General features: G+C 32.9%; 23 protein-coding genes. 14 read left to right on the forward strand and 9 right to left on the reverse strand.

Annotation, left to right across the window (positions count from 1 at the left end):
- Positions 1-28: 28 nt before the first annotated feature.
- From ACL9RH_RS08195 to ACL9RH_RS08205, 3 genes are all read right to left on the reverse strand, one after another.
- On the reverse strand, positions 29-1,396 hold the full coding sequence (locus ACL9RH_RS08195) for an arginine decarboxylase (protein ID WP_422692874.1): 1,368 nt from the start codon (positions 1,394-1,396) through the stop codon (positions 29-31).
- A gap of 373 nt (positions 1,397-1,769) precedes the next feature.
- Positions 1,770-2,657 (reverse strand): AraC family transcriptional regulator, encoded by an 888-nt coding sequence (locus tag ACL9RH_RS08200; RefSeq protein ID WP_422692875.1) that lies wholly within the window; start codon positions 2,655-2,657, stop codon positions 1,770-1,772.
- Between the two features lie 154 nt (positions 2,658-2,811).
- On the reverse strand, positions 2,812-3,645 hold the full coding sequence (locus tag ACL9RH_RS08205) for an AraC family transcriptional regulator (RefSeq protein ID WP_422692876.1): 834 nt from the start codon (positions 3,643-3,645) through the stop codon (positions 2,812-2,814).
- Positions 3,646-3,736: 91 nt separating this feature from the next.
- Here ACL9RH_RS08205 and ACL9RH_RS08210 point away from each other — a divergent pair, with 91 nt between their 5' ends.
- Both ACL9RH_RS08210 and ACL9RH_RS08215 read left to right on the forward strand, forming a co-directional pair.
- Positions 3,737-4,903 (forward strand): MFS transporter, encoded by a 1,167-nt coding sequence (locus ACL9RH_RS08210; protein WP_422692877.1) that lies wholly within the window; start codon positions 3,737-3,739, stop codon positions 4,901-4,903.
- Between the two features lie 63 nt (positions 4,904-4,966).
- Complete coding sequence (locus tag ACL9RH_RS08215; RefSeq protein WP_422692878.1) at positions 4,967-5,695, forward strand: metallophosphoesterase family protein; 729 nt, start codon at positions 4,967-4,969, stop codon at positions 5,693-5,695.
- 793 nt (positions 5,696-6,488) lie between these two features.
- On the opposite strand, the gene ACL9RH_RS08220 is transcribed toward ACL9RH_RS08215, so the two are convergent.
- Together ACL9RH_RS08220 and ACL9RH_RS08225 are read right to left on the reverse strand one after the other, a co-directional pair.
- Entirely contained in the window at positions 6,489-7,070 is a 582-nt protein-coding gene (locus tag ACL9RH_RS08220; RefSeq protein WP_422692879.1) for a cysteine hydrolase family protein, read from the reverse strand.
- A gap of 20 nt (positions 7,071-7,090) precedes the next feature.
- Positions 7,091-8,485, reverse strand: a complete 1,395-nt coding sequence (locus ACL9RH_RS08225; RefSeq protein WP_422692880.1) for an MFS transporter — start codon at positions 8,483-8,485, stop codon at positions 7,091-7,093.
- 80 nt (positions 8,486-8,565) lie between these two features.
- Here ACL9RH_RS08225 and ACL9RH_RS08230 point away from each other — a divergent pair, with 80 nt between their 5' ends.
- Entirely contained in the window at positions 8,566-9,021 is a 456-nt protein-coding gene (locus ACL9RH_RS08230) for a MarR family winged helix-turn-helix transcriptional regulator (protein ID WP_422692881.1), read from the forward strand.
- Positions 9,022-9,279: 258 nt separating this feature from the next.
- On the opposite strand, the gene ACL9RH_RS08235 is transcribed toward ACL9RH_RS08230, so the two are convergent.
- Positions 9,280-9,654 (reverse strand): winged helix-turn-helix transcriptional regulator, encoded by a 375-nt coding sequence (locus ACL9RH_RS08235; protein ID WP_422692882.1) that lies wholly within the window; start codon positions 9,652-9,654, stop codon positions 9,280-9,282.
- Between the two features lie 52 nt (positions 9,655-9,706).
- Between ACL9RH_RS08235 and ACL9RH_RS08240 the strand changes: the two genes are divergently transcribed.
- From ACL9RH_RS08240 to ACL9RH_RS08270, 7 genes are all read left to right on the forward strand, one after another.
- Positions 9,707-10,585 (forward strand): oxidoreductase, encoded by an 879-nt coding sequence (locus ACL9RH_RS08240; protein ID WP_422692883.1) that lies wholly within the window; start codon positions 9,707-9,709, stop codon positions 10,583-10,585.
- Between the two features lie 26 nt (positions 10,586-10,611).
- Entirely contained in the window at positions 10,612-11,367 is a 756-nt protein-coding gene (locus ACL9RH_RS08245; protein ID WP_422692884.1) for an SDR family NAD(P)-dependent oxidoreductase, read from the forward strand.
- 36 nt (positions 11,368-11,403) lie between these two features.
- A complete protein-coding gene (locus ACL9RH_RS08250; RefSeq protein WP_422692885.1) occupies positions 11,404-12,234 on the forward strand; it encodes an SDR family oxidoreductase in 831 nt (276 codons plus the stop codon).
- Positions 12,235-12,324: 90 nt separating this feature from the next.
- Positions 12,325-13,281 (forward strand): alpha/beta hydrolase, encoded by a 957-nt coding sequence (locus ACL9RH_RS08255; RefSeq protein ID WP_422692886.1) that lies wholly within the window; start codon positions 12,325-12,327, stop codon positions 13,279-13,281.
- Positions 13,282-13,377: 96 nt separating this feature from the next.
- Positions 13,378-14,211, forward strand: coding sequence for an SDR family NAD(P)-dependent oxidoreductase (locus tag ACL9RH_RS08260; RefSeq protein ID WP_422692887.1), 834 nt, complete (start codon positions 13,378-13,380; stop codon positions 14,209-14,211).
- Between the two features lie 41 nt (positions 14,212-14,252).
- On the forward strand, positions 14,253-15,167 hold the full coding sequence (locus tag ACL9RH_RS08265; RefSeq protein ID WP_422692888.1) for a helix-turn-helix domain-containing protein: 915 nt from the start codon (positions 14,253-14,255) through the stop codon (positions 15,165-15,167).
- An 88-nt stretch (positions 15,168-15,255) separates the two neighbouring features.
- On the forward strand, positions 15,256-16,071 hold the full coding sequence (locus ACL9RH_RS08270; protein WP_422692889.1) for an SDR family oxidoreductase: 816 nt from the start codon (positions 15,256-15,258) through the stop codon (positions 16,069-16,071).
- A 286-nt stretch (positions 16,072-16,357) separates the two neighbouring features.
- On the opposite strand, the gene ACL9RH_RS08275 is transcribed toward ACL9RH_RS08270, so the two are convergent.
- The 3 genes from ACL9RH_RS08275 to ACL9RH_RS08285 form a co-directional block, all read right to left on the reverse strand.
- Complete coding sequence (locus tag ACL9RH_RS08275) at positions 16,358-16,675, reverse strand: helix-turn-helix domain-containing protein (protein WP_422692890.1); 318 nt, start codon at positions 16,673-16,675, stop codon at positions 16,358-16,360.
- A 161-nt stretch (positions 16,676-16,836) separates the two neighbouring features.
- Positions 16,837-17,685 (reverse strand): RteC domain-containing protein, encoded by an 849-nt coding sequence (locus tag ACL9RH_RS08280; RefSeq protein ID WP_422692891.1) that lies wholly within the window; start codon positions 17,683-17,685, stop codon positions 16,837-16,839.
- Between the two features lie 38 nt (positions 17,686-17,723).
- A complete protein-coding gene (locus ACL9RH_RS08285; RefSeq protein ID WP_422692892.1) occupies positions 17,724-19,394 on the reverse strand; it encodes a helix-turn-helix domain-containing protein in 1,671 nt (556 codons plus the stop codon).
- A 295-nt stretch (positions 19,395-19,689) separates the two neighbouring features.
- Between ACL9RH_RS08285 and ACL9RH_RS08290 the strand changes: the two genes are divergently transcribed.
- From ACL9RH_RS08290 to ACL9RH_RS08305, 4 genes are read left to right on the forward strand one after another with little or no spacing between them, the layout of a single operon-like run.
- Positions 19,690-19,917, forward strand: coding sequence for a hypothetical protein (locus ACL9RH_RS08290; protein ID WP_422692893.1), 228 nt, complete (start codon positions 19,690-19,692; stop codon positions 19,915-19,917).
- 7 nt (positions 19,918-19,924) lie between these two features.
- A complete protein-coding gene (locus ACL9RH_RS08295; RefSeq protein WP_422692894.1) occupies positions 19,925-20,092 on the forward strand; it encodes a hypothetical protein in 168 nt (55 codons plus the stop codon).
- Between the two features lie 7 nt (positions 20,093-20,099).
- A complete protein-coding gene (locus ACL9RH_RS08300; protein ID WP_422692895.1) occupies positions 20,100-21,581 on the forward strand; it encodes a MauE/DoxX family redox-associated membrane protein in 1,482 nt (493 codons plus the stop codon).
- Between the two features lie 48 nt (positions 21,582-21,629).
- Positions 21,630-21,908, forward strand: coding sequence for a DUF6520 family protein (locus tag ACL9RH_RS08305; RefSeq protein ID WP_089690785.1), 279 nt, complete (start codon positions 21,630-21,632; stop codon positions 21,906-21,908).
- Positions 21,909-21,928: the final 20 nt, after the last annotated feature.

The raw sequence follows: 21,928 nt of genomic DNA on the forward strand, positions 1-21,928 counted from the left end.
GCCACCAACGATAAGAACCAATATTAACCTAACGATAACCTAATATGTTCATGGTATTCTGAATATTCTGTTTTTCAGCAAAAACTTCATAGGTCAGATTTTCATCACTGTCTCTCCTAATAAGGATATGCTTGGGCGAAGGAATAAGACAGTGGTTGATCCCCCCGAAGCCACTCAGTACCTCTTGGTAGGCCCCTGTATGCAAAAAAGCAATATACTGCTCTTGATCCGTATCAGGAAGCATGACAGAGTCAATTGAACCAGAACTTGGATAAAAATCAGCGCTGTCACAGGTGAGCCCACCAAGAAGGAATGGCCTATAATCATATTGCAGATTATTTATAGCAACCATGGTATATTCCTGTTTTATAGCCCATGTATCCGGTAGATGTGTAATAAAAGAACCATCAACAATACCCCAGTTTTTACCGTCGGTAAATTTTCTTTCATGGATCTTGAAAATCATCATCGTAGCGTCCGCAACTGTATATTTTCCGAATTCAGTAACAATATCCGGTTCAGGAATACATTCCCGATGACAGACACCGTGAATAGTGGTAATAATCATATTTATCAAGTCCTGAATTTCATTATCACTCTCAAAAGAACTATGGAATGGCATCCCACCACCGATATCAAGCGTATTAAGTTCCGGATTAGATCGTTTGAAATTACAATAGAAAAGGGTTACATCTTCAAGAACTTTGCAATAACCATTCGATGCTGAAATTCCCTTTTCATAAAAAAAATGCAATGTTGTTATTTTTAAATCTTTATTGCCCTTAATCCTCTTATGATAGAATGAAATGATCTCCTGTGGTGAAAGCCCAAATCTGGACTCATCTTTATAAGAAGCCAAAAAACCCAAGTTCAAACGTACGCCAATGTCAAGCCTGATATTCAGTCTATCGTAATACAGTAATTCACTTTTACTGTCTATTATTGGTAGAATTGAACAATGATCCATAGCTAACAGTGATTTGATTCCCTTCAGATAATCTGGGGTCTTATAACCGTTACAGATTATCCGTGAATCCCTAAGAAGCGTCCCTTCTTTAACAAGCGATTTCACCAGTTCGATATCATACGCTGAGGAAATTTCTATCCCAATTTCAGATTCAAGAACCTTTTTTACTATATGGCTGAAGTGTGAGCTCTTTGTACAGTAATAATAGGAATATTTTCCTTGATATCCATATTTGATCATTGCTTCTTTAAAATATGAATTCATTTCATTGATCCTTTCCGAAATTACAGGTAAATAGGTCATACGCAATGGTGTTCCATATTTTTCTGATAAATCCAGCAGATCTATTCCCCTATAAATTAATTTAGAATCCTTAATATCGATTCCATCAGGTACCTCCTCCTGATCGACCAATAGTTTTTCTTTCATCAACAAAGTTTCATTTTTAAATTAAGTGTGCGAAATTATTACTAATCTCAATATTATTTGCGGTAACAATCATGCAATAAATAGTATTTTATTTACATAATGAACTAAGACTTCTATTGTAGCTGCAATGATCTAAATGTAATTGAGAGAACATAAAATTTTCGGAAAGAGATTCTTCTTCACACCAATTTTCTAAGCAAAACATTTCATATCCTTTATTGGCTACCGTAAAGAAATTTATTGTTCTTAATGTATATAGCGAAATTGCTGATAATGGTAACATGTGTGTTAGGGCTCTTTTCTTTGGTCAGTAAATCTTCTCATTACTCACTCAATAAGATGGAACATCAATCTTTCTTTGGAAATGATCCTATCAGGATTTGCTATAATATTGTTTGCGGAATGCTTCCGGAGTAAGCTGTGTATATTTCTTGAAAAACTTTATAAAATATGAGGTATCAAAAAAATTTAGTTCCATGGCAATATTGGCAACTGAAAGCTCATAATTAACCAACATCCGTTTTGCTTCAAGCAATACTCTATTACGGATGATTTCACCTGCAGACATATTCAAATGGTCTTTACATAGAAAATTCAAATGGTTAGACGTAATATAGAGCAAAGCTGCATAATCTTTAGGAAGCCGCATATCCTTAAAATTATCCTGTATAAGATCAAAAAACTGTTTCAAAAGAATTGAATTATAGCTAGTTCTGCTTAAAACAGGAACATCGGGTCCCAATTCTCTGCTTGCAATAACAAATAGCCTAAGTAGCTCAGCAGCTATCATCATTGGTGTTTGATAAGTATCATTATTTAATTCGTCTAGAAGAACTTCAAAGATTTTAACAACTTCAGATCTCATATCATCTTTAATTTTCATCATCTGTTCATTTGAAAAAATATTAAAAAACGGAAACAGATCTACTGCATGGGAACTCAAAAAAAGTTTATCAAAAAAAATGGCAGAAAAATTCACAACATACCCGTCAACATCACTTTCAAATTCCCAGTTATGAACCTGACCTGGTGACATAAAATAAATACATCCCGGCTCTATAGGATAGCTTTTAAAATCGATAACATGCTGCCCTTTTCCAGAAGTAAAGTATACCAAATGATAAAAAGAATGCTTATGAATATTTTTAATAGGAGGATTGTTCATCAGATATCCCTGAAACCTATCTGCATTAAATAGATCGTTTGATATCTTTTTTGCCACAAGATTGCAGATATCAAATGTTGGATATGTTTTTTTCATTTTACAATTAATTATAATTCACTTAACTTCCGAATACAGTTGTTTTTATTCGACATTCCGTTGATTTCAAAGTTAATCTAAAATTGACAGTTGAAATGGTACTAAATAATGTAAAAATAGTATAATTTACTGGACAGTTACAATTTATCAATATCTATGTCTTACGATACTTCATTGGTGTAATACCGGTCCGGCTAAGAAAAAAACGGCAAAAATGGCTAGAATCTGTGAAACCAAAATCCTGGGCTATTTCAGAAAAATTAGAACTACTATTCCTGATTCGTTCTTTGATCAGTTGTAACTTTAAAGAATAGATATACTCCCGTAGTGACATACCCATTTTATTTTTAAAAGTTATCCGGATTCCGGATTCTGACATTCTAAAAAACATACTTAATTCTTTTACAGTAAGTTTCTCAGGATAACAAATATAACTGTGTATATAATTCTGTATTCTATCTATTAATGTGTCCTCAAGCTTAATAATGTCTTTTTCCGGACTGTCATCAAAAGAGCTATTCAATAGCAATAGAACACTACGAAGAAGATGTATATGTACCTCACCTGTTTTTTGACCATACTGTCGCCACTCCAAAACCATAACCTCAATCATGACTCTAAGCTTTTCAAGCTGAGTTTCCTGAATATACTTTACCTCATTTAACTGAAATTTCCTTGCAAGCCCATTTAAAACATTACTCCAAAAGTCTGTACTACAGTTATTTACACCACCTTTTAAAATACCCGGAAGGAATTTAATAACCATAAAATGGGTTTCTTCATCAATCTGAAAATCATGTTCATCTTGAGGAAGTAGAAAAAAGATGGAATTGGGAAAATAATCAGATTTTATGCCGTTAAGTATATGTACTCCTCTTCCTTTAATAATGTACATGATTTCGTAATGATTATGAGAATGCAAAGGAAATGGCCAAATTTTAGTACTGAAGTCCCTGATAAATAATGCTTCAAACTGAATGAGTTTCATTTTTTTATTTTATCCTAATCTACAAAAAATATATCGATATGTACAATATTATAAATTTTAAGGATGCTAAGTTTACATCCTTAAAAATTAAATGACAGCAATAAAAAAAAACGGACTAGTTATCCCGGTAATGGCATTCTCTGCCGGAGCAATTGTGGCCAATGTTTATTATAGTCAACCCATACTTAAAGATATAGCAAATAGTTTGGGAAAATCTGAAAATGCAGTAGGAAAAATAGCCATGTTATCTCAATTGGGATATGGGCTTGGAATGTTTTTTTTACTTCCGCTCGGAGATAAAATGAACAGGAAAAATTTGATTTTACGGATATGTTCTTTTCTATTTATCATTTTGCTAATAGCCGCGAATTCAACGAACCTTACCTTACTACTTATATACAGTTTTATCATTGGCGTATGCTCAACTCCAGCACAGATCATTCTTCCGATGGCAGCCACATTGGGAAAAGAAAACAGAAGTAAAAATATAAGTATTGTTTTTAGTGGAATACTATGTGGCATCTTGGCATCACGATTAATCAGCGGATGGCTTACAGAACTTTGGGGATGGCCTAGTATATTCATTTTCTCTGCTATCCTGGTATTAATAAGTAGTTTATTGCTATATTTTATCTTACCAGAAGTTCCCATTAAGTTTAAGGGAAGCTATGCCAGCTTGCTTAAATCTACACTTGCCCTAATCGGAAAATATAAGGTATTAAGACAAGCTTCTATTTTAGGCTCCTTAACTTTTGGTATCTTCTGTTCTTTCTGGACGACATTGACTTTCCATTTAAGCGAAAAACCTTTTAATTTTTCTGCTTCAGAGATAGGATTATTTGGAGCTATAGCGATCGGTGGCGCATTAGTAGCTCCTTATTTTGGCAAAATGGCTGATAAGGGACAAGTCTTTAAAAACCTGTACTTAAGTGTAGGAATTTTGTTCTTAAGTATTCTAGCTATGCTACTCTTTCCTTATTCCATATGGATTTTAATCTTATCAATTTTCTTTTTGGATATTGGTGTTCAGGCTACACAAATCACCAATTTTACAAGAATATATTCACTAGATGAAGAGGCTCACAGCAGATTGAATACTGTTTATATGACAACCTATTTCATTGGTGCAGGTGTTGGAACTTTTTTTGGGCTTTTGAGCTGGTCATTTGGTGGATGGTATTTTGCACTTATCCAAATGATATGTTGGAGCGGATCAGCATTGTTAATTGTATTTCTATCAAGTAGAAATAAACTGTGATATATTTAAAACACCTAAATTTCTATTAAATAAAACTATAAAAACATTAAAAACTCCAAAATAATGATTAAAATAGCAATCATAAGCGACATTCACGCAAATATCATAGCATTAGAAGAAGTTTTGAAAGATATTGAACAACGTGAAATAACACAGATCTATTGTCTTGGTGATCTTGTAGATTTTGCTCCCTGGGGAAATGAAACAATTCACTTTATAAGAAAAACAGGAATCCCGTGCTTAATGGGCAATCATGATCAACGTATTGCTTTTAATCAGCCCATTACCCCTCTAGGTCATCATAACAAACTTGAAACAAGAAATCGAATTAAAGCTATTATGCACAGTAAAAAAAACATTACAGAAGACAATAAAAACTGGCTAAAATCTCTTCCTTACAATATGGAGCTTACTTTTAAAACCGGTGATATTGAAAAAAAAATTCTTCTTGTTCACGCCTCTCTGAACAGCAATGATGAATATGTTTATGAAAATGATCAAAAAAAAGAAATAATCGAACAACTTAATAAAAGAGAGATTGATATTCTTGTTATGGGCCATACCCATCATTCGTATATATTGGAAGTGGATTTCAAATTAATCGTTAACTGCGGTTCGGTAGGAAGGAGTAAAGAATTGGATCACCAAGCAACATATACGATATTGACCGTGCAAGAATACAGTACGTCCGCAGAAATCATAAAATTAGATTACGACACAACTCAAGTAGCCAAAGCTATTTATAGCAGTGAAATTCCTGATTTCTACGGGGACTTTTTTTATAATAAATAGTTTCATTATTTCAAAGACCTTTGTATTCCAGGAATTTCCATAACATCTGTATAATAAAATTGCTCCGAAAGAAAATATAAACATTTCATTTAATAGCAATGCTGCGATTACTTCTCGCTGAAATATAGTGCTAATAGCGGAAAAAGTATTAAGCAGGTATCCACATTCTGAACAGCAGTAATAAAAAATATATACAAATTAATCAAGAACAGCAACCAAAATAATTTCTACTAATCAGTAAAAATAACTCAAAACGAAACAAAATAGCCGTTCATTATATACATTCTATATGATAGATTCATAGAACACAACGGAAATTGTACTACCTAACTGATTCTTTTGTTTCTTTTTGCGGTTTTTGCTCCATACAATTTAAGGAACTATAATTTTTTCTCTTTAAATAAGACTAAAGTAATATTTTTCTCCTTCATAATAACTTTCTAGGCTCCCAATAAATCTTTTGGTTAGAGGCGTTTTACGATTCTTTAATGATGAGTTAAAAGTAGATAAAATTTAGGTTTAGTAAAGTAAAAATACTAAAACAATTGTTAAAAAAACTATATTTAAGCATTTCTATAATTTTTCATATCGTTTCTTGACTCACATAGGTTTGCATTAATGAATTATGAGTATGGAAACGACAAAAGAAATCAACGTTTAAAGTACTTTTCTACCTTCAGAAGAACGCTTCAAATAAAAACACGGGCTTGTCACAATTAAGTGTCGAATTAGCATAAGCTTTTGCAATTAAAAAAAGTACTTATGCAACGTAATGACCGGAACAATAAACTATTTAAAGTTGAATATTATGAGTCCATTCGTTTGTTGTTATTGTTTCACCGGAAAAAGGAAAAATTTTATTGACCAGAAATTCATGTACCTCAGGATCAGGGTCTGCGCAGGCATCTGTAAGTACAGTTACCCGGTAATCTTTATCCGCTGCTTCACGCAATGTTCCAAGTACTACACCTGTGGTAGATATACCTGAAAGAATCAAAAACTCAATTCTATGTGCCCGTAATATAATATCAAGATCACTACCTGCAAACGCACTGACCCTCTTTTTTACAACAACAATATCGTTAGCTTCTAATGTGATATAGGGATGAAATGAAGTTCCCTCATGAGATTCGGTAAACATAATCTTGCTTTCCTTTAGAGCACCAAAGCGAGGATGTCTACTATCTATTTCTGGGTGCCCTTCTCTAAATCCCAACCTTACATAAATTACCTTTACTCCCGATTCATGTGCCGCTTTTACTGCTTTATTTATATTACTGAGTAAATTTTCAGGATTCTGTATATGTGCAGTTATAGCATTTTGAATATCCATAACAAGCAGGGCTGTACGGTAATTTTTTTCGTTTTTGTCCATTTTTTATACTTTTTTATTTGTTAAATTGTTATTTCAGTTTTCAGTTCTATTTTTTTTCTTTTAAAGAATAGTGGTACTAGAAATAGTATAATTGCTAAACAGGCGAAAAGTGCCATAAAGGCAAGTGAGTGTAAACCTTTATCTGTTGCACCTGCTTTGAATTGGAATTTTAATGCGGTTCCTGAAAGTATTGCCCCAATGTAACCTACGGTACGAAATAGTCCAAAACATACCCCAACAGCATTTTCAGGAGCTTCGGCGTACAAGGTTGCCTGGTTAGCTACTGTTAAGATTCCCATTGCAGCACCTATTGTAATGGTAATGGCAAGAATCAAGTATATGGATGATGTAGAGTCCAAAGTAAAAATCCCCACCGTGGCAGCTATAATACAGGCTATCCCCATCGAAAGAAGTAGCAGATAGTTTTTATTCTTTGAAACCAGCAAGCTCAACGCCATTGCCATTAATGAAAATGGAAGCATAATGAGTCCTACTGAAGAAGGACTTATACCTTTGGATTGTTCCATCCATTGTGGCAGACCATACAGAAAAAGATAGATGATAAAATTGATACCTATTTGGCGAAGAAAGGTTGTGTTTAAAAAAAGATTCAGGCTTAAAACCTTTACATTTATAAAAGGGTTATGATGTTTTAACTCAATGAAGATTAAGACAATAAGCAAAATAATAGTCAAAGATATTTTTGCAAATAGATATGAAGGGTATAAGATTGTTATCAAAAATGAAAATAAAAATCCTGAAAAGGCAAAAAGTCCTATTGGATCAAGATCGTGTACAATCTTAAAAAATGGTTTCTTATCCTTTTGATCTGTCGGTATATTCTTATCTCTCTTTATCATAGAAAATGCCAGCCCTATCAGGACCAATGGTATGTTAATGAAAAAGATTCCTTTCCAACCAAAACTCTCCAATAATATCCCTCCAAGGAAAGGACCGAATACTAAGGATACCTGTCCGGCAATAGCAACAATACTTAATACAATTCCAGGCACATCCATTTCCTTCGATTTATAACGTTGCCGGATAAGTGTAATAGACGATGGATAAGCGGCCGAACTTCCTAGTCCGAGTAAAACCCGGGAAGCTATAAGCCACTCAAAATCCTGTGCTAACACCCCAATAAGGCCAGAGAGTAAAATTAATACAAAGCCAAAAAGATTGATTTTAGCGGGGTTGAATACATCGCAAAGTCTCCCCATTAAAGGTTGTCCAATTGCGGATGTAAAATACAATGGTATAATCAAAAGGGCTCCTGCTCCTTGTGGCTGACCAAAAGCTGCAACAATAGTAAGTACAGCCGTTGCAAGCATTGTTGAATTCAACGGATTCAGCATATTACCGAGTATCAATGGAGTTAAAAATAACGCAACTCCCCTGTCACTTTTTTTATTCATTTTAATAAAATTACTTTGCAAAGTTACTTTGATTTATTTAAATACCAAAGTTACTTTGCTATTTTTTGTATATTTGTATCATGAAAGATGATAATTTAGAAATTACTGACTTTGATAAAGAAGTCGCTCATAGGGTCAGAGACCTTGTTTCTCATTTGAACAGGAAATTAAGAAAGCAAATAAGTAATGAGGATCAACTCTCAATATCAGAACTCAATGTCATTAAGCTTCTTTTTGAGAATGGAAAAGTACTTCCATCAGAAATATGCAGTCATTTTAATCTATCCTCACAATATGTTTCACAGGTCTTGGGTAAGTTGCAAACATTGGGTCTTATTACCCGAAAACAAGCCGGAACTGATAAGAGGAAAAATTTTGCAATTATTACTAAAGCGGGAGAGAAATGGCTAAAGAATAGCAGGCAGGAACGTGAAGAATGGTTGGCAACATCTATTGCAAGTGTTTTGACAACTTTAGAAAAGGAAGCTATCTTAAATGCAATACAATTACTAAATAAAGCTGTAGGTTCAGAGTAGCAAAGTCTTAATCTGTTATGTATGTAGGAAATATTTTTATCGACTGACAGTTGGTTATGTCATAACAATTGAAAAGATTAAACTTTTATGTTTATAACATTAAACGTTATTTAGCCCACTTTGATAAATTAATAAACATTATTGGGCATTTCACTTTCCGATACGCAAGGTTTTAATGTAGCTTTTTATGCTGTAAGATGAGTAAGATTGTTTTACTGGTGATAAAAGCTATAGTTTAGGCAAAAAGTAATAAGAAAATCATTTCCTTTTAATTCTCTCCCGATGTTGTTTACCCCATTTTTCCATTGAGGTTAAAACTTCCCTGACACTGTGGCAATAATCAGTGAGAGTATATTCTATTCTTGCCGGATAATCGTCATAAACTTTTCTTGATATCAGCTCATTTTCTTCTAAATGTCTTAATTCTTTTGATAACACCCGATTGGTTATTGGCGGAATAGAGGAAAGAATTTCATTAAACCGCCTGTTGCCATGATAGATGGAAATAATAATGGATAATTTCCATTTACCTCCTATTACATATTGTGTATCCTGCACGAATTTGATCTTGTCCTCAAAATTCATTTCTTCAATCTTACCCATTTTAAGTATCCTTTTGTATACAGGTATCAAATGTATATCTTTTTATTGATAATTTTGACATTCACAATAAAATTAATCAGAAATGAGAAAGACTTGGTTTATTACAGGAAGTTCACGAGGCCTTGGCAGAAGCATTACGGCAGCTGTATTGGCTAAAGGTGATAATATAGCTGCTACGGCTAGAAACCCTAAACAATTAGAAGAATTTGTAACTCAATATCCCGATCAAATTATTGCATTGCCGGTAGATGTAACCAGCAGGGAACAAATTAATAAAGCTGTAAAAGATACGATTGAAAAATTCGGTCGTATTGATGTTTTGGTCAATAATGCTGGAGTAGGTATTACAGGTGCAATTGAAGAATTCAGCAACGAACAGATGGATAGCCAGCTACACATTAATCTCAACGGCCCGATAGATGTTGTTAGAGCTGTATTACCTTATATGCGTAAACAAGGTTCAGGAAGTATTTTCAATGTTAGTTCTGTAGGAGGAAGAGTGGGTTCGGCTGGTTTTTCTATGTATCAGGCTGCAAAATTCGGATTACAAGGATTTACTGAAGTTTTAAGTAAAGAAGTTGCACATCTTGGTATTAAAGTTACCTCTATAGAACCGGGAGGTATCCGTACAGATTGGGCTACCAATTCAATGACTTACGCCGAACCAATTGATGATTACAAAAATATCCTACAATCGCTGAAAGATTATATTAAAACCATTATCCCACTAGGTAACCCAGATAAAGCAGCACAGGTAATCATCGATTTGGTAGAACATACAGAACCACCGGTACACCTATTATTAGGTTCAGATGCTGTTGCCATCCTGGAAGTCGTTGATGCTGATAGAAAAGCAGAATTTGAAAAATGGAAACCTGTAAGCATTTCCACCGATTTTGATGATGTAGAAAACCCCTGGCTTTCAGAAGAGAGAAGACAGAATATTTTAAGAGTGAAATAAATGATTTATCAATAAAAATAGAGAAAATGAGTAGTCAAAATAAAAAATTAGAAGGCAAAGTTGCTATTGTAACAGGAGCCTCTAAAGGTATTGGCGCAGGCATTGCCAAAGCATATGCCCAGGAAGGAGCAAGCGTCGTGGTAAACTATGCTGGAGATCGTGAAGGGGCAGAAAATGTTGTAAATGAAATTACGGCTAATGGTGGTAAAGCCATTGTAGTACATGCTGATGTTTCAAAAGAAGAAGATGTGAAAAATATGTTTAAAAAAACATATGAAACGTTTGGCTCCATAAATATTTTGGTAAACAATGCCGGTGTTTTCAAATCAATTCCAATTGAACAAATAACAACAGAGGAATTTAATCGTCACTATAATATAAATGTTCTCGGGAATTTACTCGCTACAAGAGAGGCTGTAAAGTATTTTGGTGACAAAGGAGGCAACATTATTAATATGACTTCCGTAGTAAGTGAAAAAGGTGTCCCAACCTACTCAATTTATTCTGGAACAAAAGGAGCTATACAAAGTATAACACATGCACTGGCAGCAGAGTTAGGGCCTAAAAAAATTCGTGTGAACGCCATTGCTCCCGGAGCTATTGAAACAGAAGGTACACAGGTCGATTTTGCAGGAGATGTTACTGAACAATATATAAAAGCAACACCATTAGGACGTATGGGATATCCGGCAGATGTTGCAAAAGTAGCAGTATTTCTGGCTAGTGATGATTCGGAATTTTTGGCAGATAGCCGCATCGAAGTTTCAGGAGGACTTAAATAAGAAAGTTTCAATTACATAATAAATAAAAAAAAGAAAATGAAAAATCAAAATGAACAGGTTTGGTTTGTTACAGGTGCTTCAAAAGGTTTTGGTCTTACACTTGTAAAACAATTATTAGAAAATGGGAATAAAGTAGCTGCTACCTCACGTGACAAAGAAAGTATTGAAAAAGTAGTAGGCAATAACGCTAATTTGCTGGCACTTACTGTAGATATTACCAGTGATGCAGAAGTAAAAAAAGCAATTGAACAGACTGTTGCTGCATTTGGTAAAATTGACGTAGCCGTAAATAATGCAGGTTATATGCTTTTAGGTGCACTGGAAGAAGTTTCGGATAAAGAATTTCGTCAATCTACAAATGTCAATGTTTTTGCATTTCAAAATGTAATACGCAATGTAATGCCTTATTTCCGCAAACAAAAAAGTGGTCACTTTTTCAATTTTGCTTCATCAGCAGGATATTCTGCAGATGCGTGTGCAGGAAGCTATAATGCTGTTAAGTCTGCTGTAATAGGTTTTTCTGAAGCTTTGGCATTGGAAGTGAAACCTTTCAATATAAATGTAACTATCGTTTCACCAGGGCTTTTCAGGACAAATTTTTTAGGAGAATTTCCTGTTGCTCAAAACACAATAGAAGGCTACCCTACACAATCATTGGTAGATGCAATGAATCAATTTAATGGTCAACAACCCGGAGATCCTAGTAAACTGGTAAAAGTTTTGATTGATGTTGCAGGGAACACTAATGCTCCTTTACATCTGTTAATGGGTAAGGATTCTTATCAGAGAGCTATAAACTATTATAAATCACAAATAGAAAAACTTGAACAATCGAAAGAATTAAGTTTTTCAACTGATTTTGAGTAAAATCCTGTATTTGAACACAACCCCAAGAGATTTGGATACAATTGGGCTCTTAATAAAGCCCAATTTTGTCTATAATTAAAAACAATCGTTATGAGCAATATTCAAAAAGGAATCGCTGTCGAAAATCAACAGTTAAAAGAAGGAAAAAATAGAGTATATTTTATGAGCCAGGGGTACAAACTTGCCGGAGATTTATATCTTCCTAAAGGATTTGACAGAGAGCAGAAATACCCGACCATTATCTATACGCGTGTAGGTACACAAGTAAAAGAGCAAACCGGTGCAACATATGGGAATAAGCTTTCAGCAAAAGGTTATGCTTTTTTTGTTTTCGATCCAAAAAATTTTGGAGATAGCGAAGGTGAAGTGCGAAACTTTGAAAGTATTCATAATATGGTACCGAACACGACTGATGCCATTAGTTTCCTGCGAACTTTGAAATTTGTAGATCGTGAAAAATTTTATGGTTTAGGTGCTTGTGCCGGTGCTCCATATATATGTAATGTTGCCATTGGAGATGCACGTGTAAAAGCAGTGGCAACACTGGTAGGTAATTTTGATGCCGCCGCAAGTTTGTTCGGTGCTTACCCAAAAGCAATTCTCGATCAAATGCTGCAAACAGCGGCCGACGCCAAGCAAAAGTATTATGAAACCGGTGAATATGAAACGGCACCTATGTTTGGAGGAATGCCTTTACCCCCACCGGAGAATGCTTCAAAAGCTATGAAAGATGCGTATGGATACTATTTCCTTAGGGCCGGACAAGATAAGTGTCCCAATTATACACCTAATTATCCAACTATTGGTTTGCCAGTTGATCCTTCAAGGGTATTTATGAATCAGGCAAAATATTTTACTACACCATTTCTAGTTATTGCAGGAAGCGAAGCTTTTACGCATGACATGGATAAAGAGGTTTATGAAATGGCTGCAGGGGAAAAAGAATGGTTTGTAATTGAAGGGGCATCACATATGGATCTTTATGACATTGACCAATATCTTGACCCCGCAATCGATAAAGTAGATGAATTTTTTAAAAAGTACTAAATAACTGAACAATGGCATTACCTGAATAAAGTAATCCTGCCCTCTTGAATTTTTAATCTGAAAGAATATTAGCTGGACAAAAATATTAAATTAAATATGAGTAATCAAAAAATCTGGTTTATTACCGGCGCTTCAAAAGGAATGGGGCTTTTACTATCAAAATTATTGTTGGATAAAGGGGATAAAGTTGCGGCCACATCACGAAATACAGAGCATTTAAAAAAAGGTATAGGCATTGAAAGCGAAAATTTTTTGCCTATAGAATTAGACATAACAAACAGCGAAGCTGTTAAACAGGCAATCAACAAAACAGTTGACCATTTTGGAGGATTAGATGTAGCCGTTAATAATGCGGGGTTTTCATATATCGGTAGTTTGGAAGAATTAACCGACGATGAATTTAGAAAAGCATTAGATGTCAATTTATTCGGAGCGGTAAATGTGATCAGGAGTGCTATGGCACAATTTAGAAAACAGCGCTCAGGACGTATTATAAACATTGCATCTGCGGCAGGCTATATTGCTGGTCCGAATATCGGAAGTTATGTAGCTTCTAAATTTGCAATGGTTGGCCTTACTGAGGCATTAGCTTTAGAAGCGAGACATCTCAATATCAGACCAACAGTGGTATTACCTGGATCTTTCAGGACTAATTTTTTAGATGAAGGCTCTTTGCATTATGCAAAAAAAACTATTCCTGACTATAAAAGTGTAAACACATATCATAGTTATATGAAAAGAGCCGGAAAACAGCCTGGAGATCCAGAAAAACTAGTCACTGAACTTGTAAACCTGGCCAATATGGAAAATCCTCCTGTTCATTTAATACTAGGACCTGACAGCTTTCAAATGATCATGGATAAAAGAGAAAGAGATTTGGAAGAGTTCGAGACTTTTAGAAACATATCATTATCTACAGATATAAATTAAATTAATCGGATTAAAATAATACACTATAAATACCAATCAATATGAAAACAGAAAAACCATACCATATCAAGTCAATATCTGAATATCATAACTTATTAGATATTGAAAAGCCGCAGCACCCATTAATAAGTTTGATTAATCATGAAAACATCAAGAATTATGTTCATGAGAAATTAAGAAATAAAACCTATGATTTCTATACGATCAGTAGGAAAATAAATTATACTGGTACGATGAAGTATGGGCAGAACTACTACGATTTTCAGGAAGGCGCAATGGTTTTCCATGGGCCTAATCAGGTGATTGTTTCTGAACTGGCTGATAATGCAAATCTACAAGGTTGGACATTGTTGATACATCCAGACTTCATAAGGACATATCCATTGGATAAAAAAATTTCCCAGTTTGGTTTTTTTTCTTATGCTGTACATGAAGCTCTTCACCTTTCGGGCAAAGAAGCAACAATTATAGAAGAAGTAATGGATACCATCCGAAAAGAATACAGTTCAAGGATAGATATTTATAGTCAAGATATACTCATCTCACAACTTGAATTGCTATTGAATTATTGTAACCGGTTCTACAATCGACAGTTTATAACAAGAAAAACCACAAACAGTGACTTGCTTTTAAAATTTGAAAAATTATTGCAAAACTATTTCGAGGAAAAAAATCTTTCAACAAATGGGATACCTTCTGTCCAATATTTTTCAGCTGAACTGAATATGTCTGCTAACTATCTAAGTGATATGCTTAGGAGTCTTACAGGTCAAAGCACACAACAGCATATACAGGATAAACTGATTGAAAAAGCCAAACAAATCCTAACCTCAACCAATATGACGGTTAGCGAAATTGCCTACGAACTAGGATTTGAATATCCGCAGTCATTCAGTAAACTTTTTAAGAACAAAACAAATATTACGCCGCTCGAATTCCGTCAATCATTCAATTAAATTTGAGTACACTTAAAATCAACTTTTAATTATGTAAGCTAAACTGAATTTCGGTAAGCATATATGATTTTATGAATATAAACATTTTATGAATAAAACTATTTTTATTACAGGATCATCTACTGGACTTGGTAGGGCAACAGCTATATTATTCGCATCCAAAGGTTGGAATGTAGTGGCTACAATGAGAAATCCGGAGAAAGAGAAAGAATTATCTAAAAAGGAAAATGTGCTGGTTGCGAAATTAGATGTTTTGGATATCGAATCGATCCATCAGGCAGTACATGATGGAATCCAAAAATTTGGAACCATAGATATTCTTTTAAATAATGCGGGCTATGGTGCTTATGGAGCTTTAGAAACATTTCCTAAAGAAAAAATTCAAAGGCAATTCAACACTAACGTTATTGGACTTTTAGATGTAACAAAGACTATCATTCCGCATTTTCGCAAAAACAAAAACGGGCTTATTATTAATATTTCGTCAGCTGGTGGTAGAATGGCATTTCCCTTGGGAACACTTTACCACGGAACCAAATTTGCGGTTGAGGGCATTTCAGAAGCCTTGCTTTATGAAGTTGAACAATTTGGAGTTAGGGTAAAAATCATTGAACCTGGTATAATTGCTACAGATTTTGGGGGCAGATCTTTTGATTTTTCTAATGATGAAAGCATTCAGGAATATCAACCTATGGTAAATGCCTTAATGAATACAATGCCGGAAATGTCGAAAAATGCTTTGTCTGCTGATGTAGTTGCACAATTTATTTTTGAAGCCGCGACTGATGGTAAAAATCAATTGAGATATGTTGTTGGAGAAGATGCTGAAATGCTTTTGAAGCAAAAGCAAAAAATGAATGATGAAACTTTTCATCTAAATATAAAAAAACAATTCGGAATTTAAAGCTGCAACAAAAAGAACTAAAATTTGAAAATAATAAACAAAGATAAATTAGAAAAATAGATTAATATCATTTAAACAAAAGTAAAATAGAACCTTCTTCAAGATTTGATTTAGTGAAAATTTTCAAAATCATTATCAAATGATAAAAAAAAGATGACGAAATACTGAACATACTGTAGACTTAAAAAAACATTATTTGTGCATATTAAAATAGACTAGATACGATATTTTCGTTCTTCTAAATGAGGCAGTTATTTAATGTGAAGTACTACTTTCAAAAATTTATTTAAAGGTCTTGATTTAGATTAGCACTACTTTGCTTTAAATTTCTAAAACTATTTCTAATTACCTGATGCACATCAGATAATTTATAGTAAAGTTTTCCACTAATACTATAATAAGGGATTATTTTATTAGACCGGTAACGTTGCAGAGTTCGTGAACTAATTTTTAATAGCTGTAAAACATCCTGGTTATCTAATAGTTGTTCTCCATCAATACTCCTTAGTCCATTTTGATTTTCTTTTACTTTTTCGCTTAGGATATCGAATCTTGTCATAATTCTTTCCATCCATGAAAGAAATTCCGCTTTGTCAATATTCATGATTTTTGTTTTATGGTTACGACAAAGTTTTAAAAAAAAAATAAGAATCTTTCGGTAGTTTCTCGTACTACCGAGAGATTATCTGTGATGGATAATAAATAAAGAGATTGTCTTTCTAAAAAATTTACCCTCAAATAATAAGTATCATTTTTATAGCTTTTTCAATCGTCTTCTAAGAGTTTATTACTTAAATTTTCGTTTAAAAGTTGTAAAAATTTGGTTTTATTTGTTTTTCGATTCTTGATTTCATGTAAAGTTTTGTAGAAATTTCCAAGATCAACATTTAAGGTTTTCTCAGCATACCTTACAATTTCCGAAAACTCAATATTTCCGCCGTTAAAAGTATGAGAAGTATATAAAGCATAAAGAAGCTCTATCAATGAGGACTTTGAAGAAGACCATGATAAAATGAGCTTCTCCTCTATCGCTTTAAAAGTATATCCATCAATATTAGTGATTGCTTCCAATAGGTATTTTTCAAGTAAATCGTTGGCTATGATCTGTGATACGATATGATCATGCGAAGTCGCAAACTTTTCATCGTAGTCATAAAGTCCTGCTTCAAGCTTTGTTTTAAGATCGAACTGATTCCTCACAAAGTACTTGTTGTCAAGAAAAGTTGCTTTACGACGATAGTATTCATAAAAATCAGTGTATTGATCATAAAAAGTTTTAAGCGTCAGGAGTTCACATTCAAAATATTCTTTAAGTACAGCTTTTCCTGCATTTGGAATCGCAACTTCTATCGAAAGTAATTTAGAATAATAAATGAACTTAGAAATAAATTGAGGTTTAATTATTTTAAAGAAATAAATTTCTTCAGCAAGGGCTTCAAATTTGTATCCCGCTAATAAAGTTTTAATTTCCCTAACAGGAATATCAATTTCCATTAATGCTCTTTCACACAAATCAATTTTCTCATATTGAAACTTTGATTCGACCATCTTCAATTTTTTTTCTAAAGAACTTAATTTTATTTTACATTCTTTAATAAATAAGCTATTATCCATATTTTTTATTAAAAAATACGAATTAAATAGGAAGCAGGCTACTCACTACGATTCATCTGGATCTTTTCTACAAATTCAACTGGATTAACACCTACAACTTCTATAAATATTTTAGAAAAATTAGATCTATTCGTAAATCCACATTCCTTTGCTATGGTTTCTATTGAATACTTCCTCCATTCATTGTTTGATGTTAGCATTTGTTTGGCATACTCCACTCTTAAAATATTAATATATGTATTGAAATTTGAACCTTTGTATTCATTAATAATACCAGATAAGTAAGTTGTATTTGTTTTTAATCTTTTAGCTAGTTGGTTTTGTGTTAATCCCTTCTCTAAATAGAATTTATTTCCCTCCATGATTTCTAATTTATTCAGGATATCATTTACAACTTTATCCGTGAGTTTAGATAACTTCTGTGGTAATTTATTCTTCTCATCTAGATATATTAGATCGGTTGCTTGATCTTTTTTAGTTTCAGTATTTGTTCTTTTACGTTTGAGCTGGTAATATTTTACACCAGAAAATAAAATACATGTAGTTATTGTAGCTCCTGCTATAATATAACCAAACAATGAGGATGACTCTAATTTTTCTTTTGAATGTATCAAATCCTCCGTGTCGTACCCTTTATAAATTTTTCCTGATAGATATTTAAAATCTGCAGATAGTATTTTATCAAAACTTAAAAGTTGTTTCGTGTAGTAAAGTTCACCCTTGGCATTTCTTGTATCTCTACAATAATCTATAAGTAATTCATAAGCTTCCCTGACTCCTGGTAAAACAAATTTGTGCTCTACAAAGATTGAATCAATTTTTTTCAAATTTGCATATCCTTCCTTTGCTTGGTTATTTCTAAGAAAAATTTTCCCTTTCAGAAAGTAGATTAGTGAAGTATTTGTAAAGTCGCGTTTCTTTTCTATTCCTATTAAAGCAACATTAAAATCGGACAACGCTGTTTTATCATTCTTTTTAATAAAATTTAAGGCTCCTCTTAATTTATAAAAATAGCTTCTTTCTATATCAAAATTCAGGTCATTTGCAGATTCCTTCATCCCTTCTTCAATAAGTTCTGATGCATCATCTAATTTATTTTGATGGAATAAACAAATAGCCATTTGATTGACGCTATTTAAATAGCCTTTTTTAGTATTGTATTTTAAATTGGGTAGATTATCATTAAGTTTATACACCAGATAATATGATCTACATTTTGAAAAAATTTGAAATGCTTCTTCATAATATCCTAAATAACTCTTTACCACTCCAATATGATATAAATTCTTATAATGTAAATATGAATTATTGGAATTTTTTAGATATCCCCATGCTCTTAGATATTGATCAAGAGCTTTTTGATATTTTCTGTAAGTAAAATAATAAACACTTCCTTTTGTCAAATATGCATTTCCAATAACATCAAGATTTTTTGATTGTTGAGCTGCCCAAATTGTACTGTCTGCATATAGAAGTTTTTTATTTTCTGAAAAGCTTGTTGCATCTCGGTAAGCCTGCGATAATTCTTTGAAATTATTTTCAGCTTTAGCCTGCTTAATATATAAATCAACAAATTCCAATCCTCTTTCATCATTTTCAGCAAAGTTATCATAAGTTGCTCTTAATTTCTCGAAATCAGTTGCCTTGAAAAAAACACAAAAAAACAGCAGAATGATTGACATTCTATTCAAGCCAAAAATAGTTTTCATAGTAAATTATTGTTATCTGGTAATTCTGACATAAAATTAAACAAAATGAACAAAGCTTAAACTAATTTCCAAAAACTGGGAATTACAAAACTTCACAAAAACCACTTAACAACTGAATATCAAAAAGTTACATTACAAATACAATCTGACCTGATTTATAAAAAAAACATTTTAAGTTTATAAATCAGGTCTTTAAACTTTTTTTTTCGAAGGTTTAGCTCTCTAATTTCGTTTCAGAATTCTAACAGTAACCCCTAACACCGGCCGGGATTAATCAACTTTTAAATCCCAAATCATGAACATTAAAACAATCTATATTCTAGCAATCATGTTATTACTCATTATTGCCCAATCATGTCAATCAGAAGAAATTCTAGAGCGCAATGAAATCCCCGAATTAGCAACAGAGGAAAATCATTATACGACTTCGTCAAAATCAGACAGCACTAGTCAAGAGAAAGAAATAGAGATTAAAGAAACCGATCCTCCTAAAGATCGGGACAACTGGAAAGTATCTAATTAGTTTACTTATGGATACAACAAAAGAAACAATTGCTGAGTCAGGTACAGAATGTCCTATAAGCGGAATGTGGAAAGTAGTTGGCAAATACACTACAACGATGTTTATTCTCCAAAAAAGTAAGATGCCCAACTATGGAGGAATAAAAGTATCATGGATATTATTATATAAATGTTAACATTGATATGAAAAATATAACCAAACTAATAGTCAATACAGTAGCATATTTATTTATTTTATTACTTATTTATGCAAGTGTAAGTAAGCTACTTGATTTTGAAAATTTTCAAATACAAATTGCTCAATCACCCTTACTTAGCACATATGCAGGAACAATATCATATCTGGTCATTATAGTAGAACTGATTATTGTTGCGACACTTATTTTTCAAAAAAGCAGATTAATTGGACTATACGCTTCATTAGGTATTATGTCTGCTTTTACCGTTTACATTTATTTAATTCTTGAATACAGTGAATTTGTACCTTGTTCCTGTGGAGGAATTCTTGAAAATATGAATTGGAGACAGCATTTGTATTTTAATGTAGTTTGTGTACTGGTCTTAATTATTACCGTTATTCTTGTTGAAACCAAGAAAAAAATAAAGTTATTACATTATACTTCTTTAATTTTCGCAATCATCATTTTAAGTTCATTGAGCGTATTCCTTTTATACCTTCAATCAGAAAAGCAACTAAGAATAAGTAATAATTTTACTCGTAGATATATCCCCCATGCAATAGAAAATGAAGCATCTCTTGATCTCAATTATAACTCTTTTTACTTTGCCGGGCAGGATGATGGTAATATTTATTTAGGAAATACCACAGCTCCTTTAAATATTACCATAGTAAGAAAAGACCTTAAGGGTTTTTCAAAATTTAGAATACCATTAGATACAAAGGCTCATCCTTTTAAAAGCCTGAAAGTAATGTGGCAATCTCCAAATTATTATATCTATGACGGGACTGTACCAATTATTTATAGAGGAAACTTAGAGAAAACGGATTCGTTAAATATTGTAAGTTTTGATGAAATGTATTTTGATCAACTGCATGCAACTTCGGATAATTCTTTTTTATTTAGATCACAGAGTTCAAAATACAAAACCTTTATCATTGGAGATTACAAAAATCATCGAATGAATCTTCATTATGATCTTCTTGGAACAGGAAATACAGGTTACATAGAAAATGATGGCTTACTTATCTCCGATTTAGAAAACAAATCTTTTGTTTATGTATATTATTATAAAAATGAATTTGTTTCATTTAACAATACATTAGGGAAGCATAACAAATTTAGATTAATCAGCTTCAAAAAGGAGCAAAGTATGGAAACTGTTAAGTTGTCTGATGGAACTACGAAAATCAAAAACCCTTTACAGCAATCCGTAAAAAATGCAGTCATTTCAGATAAGATTTTGTTTATTAATTCAAATTCCAAAGCAATTCATGACGGAATTTTGCAATGGAATAAAGCAAGCATCATTGATATTTATAAGACTGATCAGCAGTATTACTCCGGAAGTTTTTTGGTACCGGATCGCCATGGTGAAAAACTGAAGGATATGTTTATTGATGGTAAGTACTTATACATTTTAATTGGAAATGAAATTGTCAAGTATCAATTTGCGCAACCGATACTTGAACAGCTTCACAGGTAATGCCGAAAACCTGAATTAATTGTAGGCACATCTTAATACTTTATTATTATGAAAAATCTTAAAACCATTCTAGTTCCCGTAGCCATCTTGGTATTTGGTGTCGGAAGTGCTTTTGCCACTAATAAGGCAAAAACAGAAAAAAAAGTAAGCGAAACAGCTTATTACTTTGATGCATCAGCTCCTGATGAGAAATGTATCTTTGTAGGAGAAGTTGATTGCAACCCTACCAGCGGACCCGTTTGTACCGAGTTGATTGGTGGTTCACCAAAAGTTATGCAGCAGTTCTTAAGTGAAACTGAATGCGGAGTAACATTACACAGAAATTAAAAAAGAAGGATGCCCACAGG

Origin of the sequence: Chryseobacterium sp. Mn2064 (genome assembly GCF_049319685.1) — a bacterium.
In the GTDB taxonomy this organism is placed as follows: domain Bacteria; phylum Bacteroidota; class Bacteroidia; order Flavobacteriales; family Weeksellaceae; genus Chryseobacterium.

Bases quoted from the DNA above. Each gene is read 5' to 3' on its own strand.
- ACL9RH_RS08230 (WP_422692881.1), top strand. From the start codon at position 8,566: ATGAAAGATGATAATTTAGAAATTACTGACTTTGATAAAGAAGTCGCT.
- ACL9RH_RS08220 (WP_422692879.1), bottom strand. From the start codon at position 7,070: ATGGACAAAAACGAAAAAAATTACCGTACAGCCCTGCTTGTTATGGAT.
- ACL9RH_RS08290 (WP_422692893.1), top strand. From the start codon at position 19,690: ATGAACATTAAAACAATCTATATTCTAGCAATCATGTTATTACTCATT.
- ACL9RH_RS08215 (WP_422692878.1), top strand. From the start codon at position 4,967: ATGATTAAAATAGCAATCATAAGCGACATTCACGCAAATATCATAGCA.
- ACL9RH_RS08255 (WP_422692886.1), top strand. From the start codon at position 12,325: ATGAGCAATATTCAAAAAGGAATCGCTGTCGAAAATCAACAGTTAAAA.
- ACL9RH_RS08210 (WP_422692877.1), top strand. From the start codon at position 3,737: ATGACAGCAATAAAAAAAAACGGACTAGTTATCCCGGTAATGGCATTC.
- ACL9RH_RS08250 (WP_422692885.1), top strand. From the start codon at position 11,404: ATGAAAAATCAAAATGAACAGGTTTGGTTTGTTACAGGTGCTTCAAAA.
- ACL9RH_RS08275 (WP_422692890.1), bottom strand. From the start codon at position 16,675: ATGAATATTGACAAAGCGGAATTTCTTTCATGGATGGAAAGAATTATG.
- ACL9RH_RS08285 (WP_422692892.1), bottom strand. From the start codon at position 19,394: ATGAAAACTATTTTTGGCTTGAATAGAATGTCAATCATTCTGCTGTTT.
- ACL9RH_RS08225 (WP_422692880.1), bottom strand. From the start codon at position 8,485: ATGAATAAAAAAAGTGACAGGGGAGTTGCGTTATTTTTAACTCCATTG.
- ACL9RH_RS08295 (WP_422692894.1), top strand. From the start codon at position 19,925: ATGGATACAACAAAAGAAACAATTGCTGAGTCAGGTACAGAATGTCCT.
- ACL9RH_RS08205 (WP_422692876.1), bottom strand. From the start codon at position 3,645: ATGAAACTCATTCAGTTTGAAGCATTATTTATCAGGGACTTCAGTACT.
- ACL9RH_RS08300 (WP_422692895.1), top strand. From the start codon at position 20,100: ATGAAAAATATAACCAAACTAATAGTCAATACAGTAGCATATTTATTT.
- ACL9RH_RS08280 (WP_422692891.1), bottom strand. From the start codon at position 17,685: ATGGATAATAGCTTATTTATTAAAGAATGTAAAATAAAATTAAGTTCT.
- ACL9RH_RS08240 (WP_422692883.1), top strand. From the start codon at position 9,707: ATGAGAAAGACTTGGTTTATTACAGGAAGTTCACGAGGCCTTGGCAGA.
- ACL9RH_RS08305 (WP_089690785.1), top strand. From the start codon at position 21,630: ATGAAAAATCTTAAAACCATTCTAGTTCCCGTAGCCATCTTGGTATTT.
- ACL9RH_RS08260 (WP_422692887.1), top strand. From the start codon at position 13,378: ATGAGTAATCAAAAAATCTGGTTTATTACCGGCGCTTCAAAAGGAATG.
- ACL9RH_RS08270 (WP_422692889.1), top strand. From the start codon at position 15,256: ATGAATAAAACTATTTTTATTACAGGATCATCTACTGGACTTGGTAGG.
- ACL9RH_RS08265 (WP_422692888.1), top strand. From the start codon at position 14,253: ATGAAAACAGAAAAACCATACCATATCAAGTCAATATCTGAATATCAT.
- ACL9RH_RS08200 (WP_422692875.1), bottom strand. From the start codon at position 2,657: ATGAAAAAAACATATCCAACATTTGATATCTGCAATCTTGTGGCAAAA.
- ACL9RH_RS08245 (WP_422692884.1), top strand. From the start codon at position 10,612: ATGAGTAGTCAAAATAAAAAATTAGAAGGCAAAGTTGCTATTGTAACA.
- ACL9RH_RS08195 (WP_422692874.1), bottom strand. From the start codon at position 1,396: ATGAAAGAAAAACTATTGGTCGATCAGGAGGAGGTACCTGATGGAATC.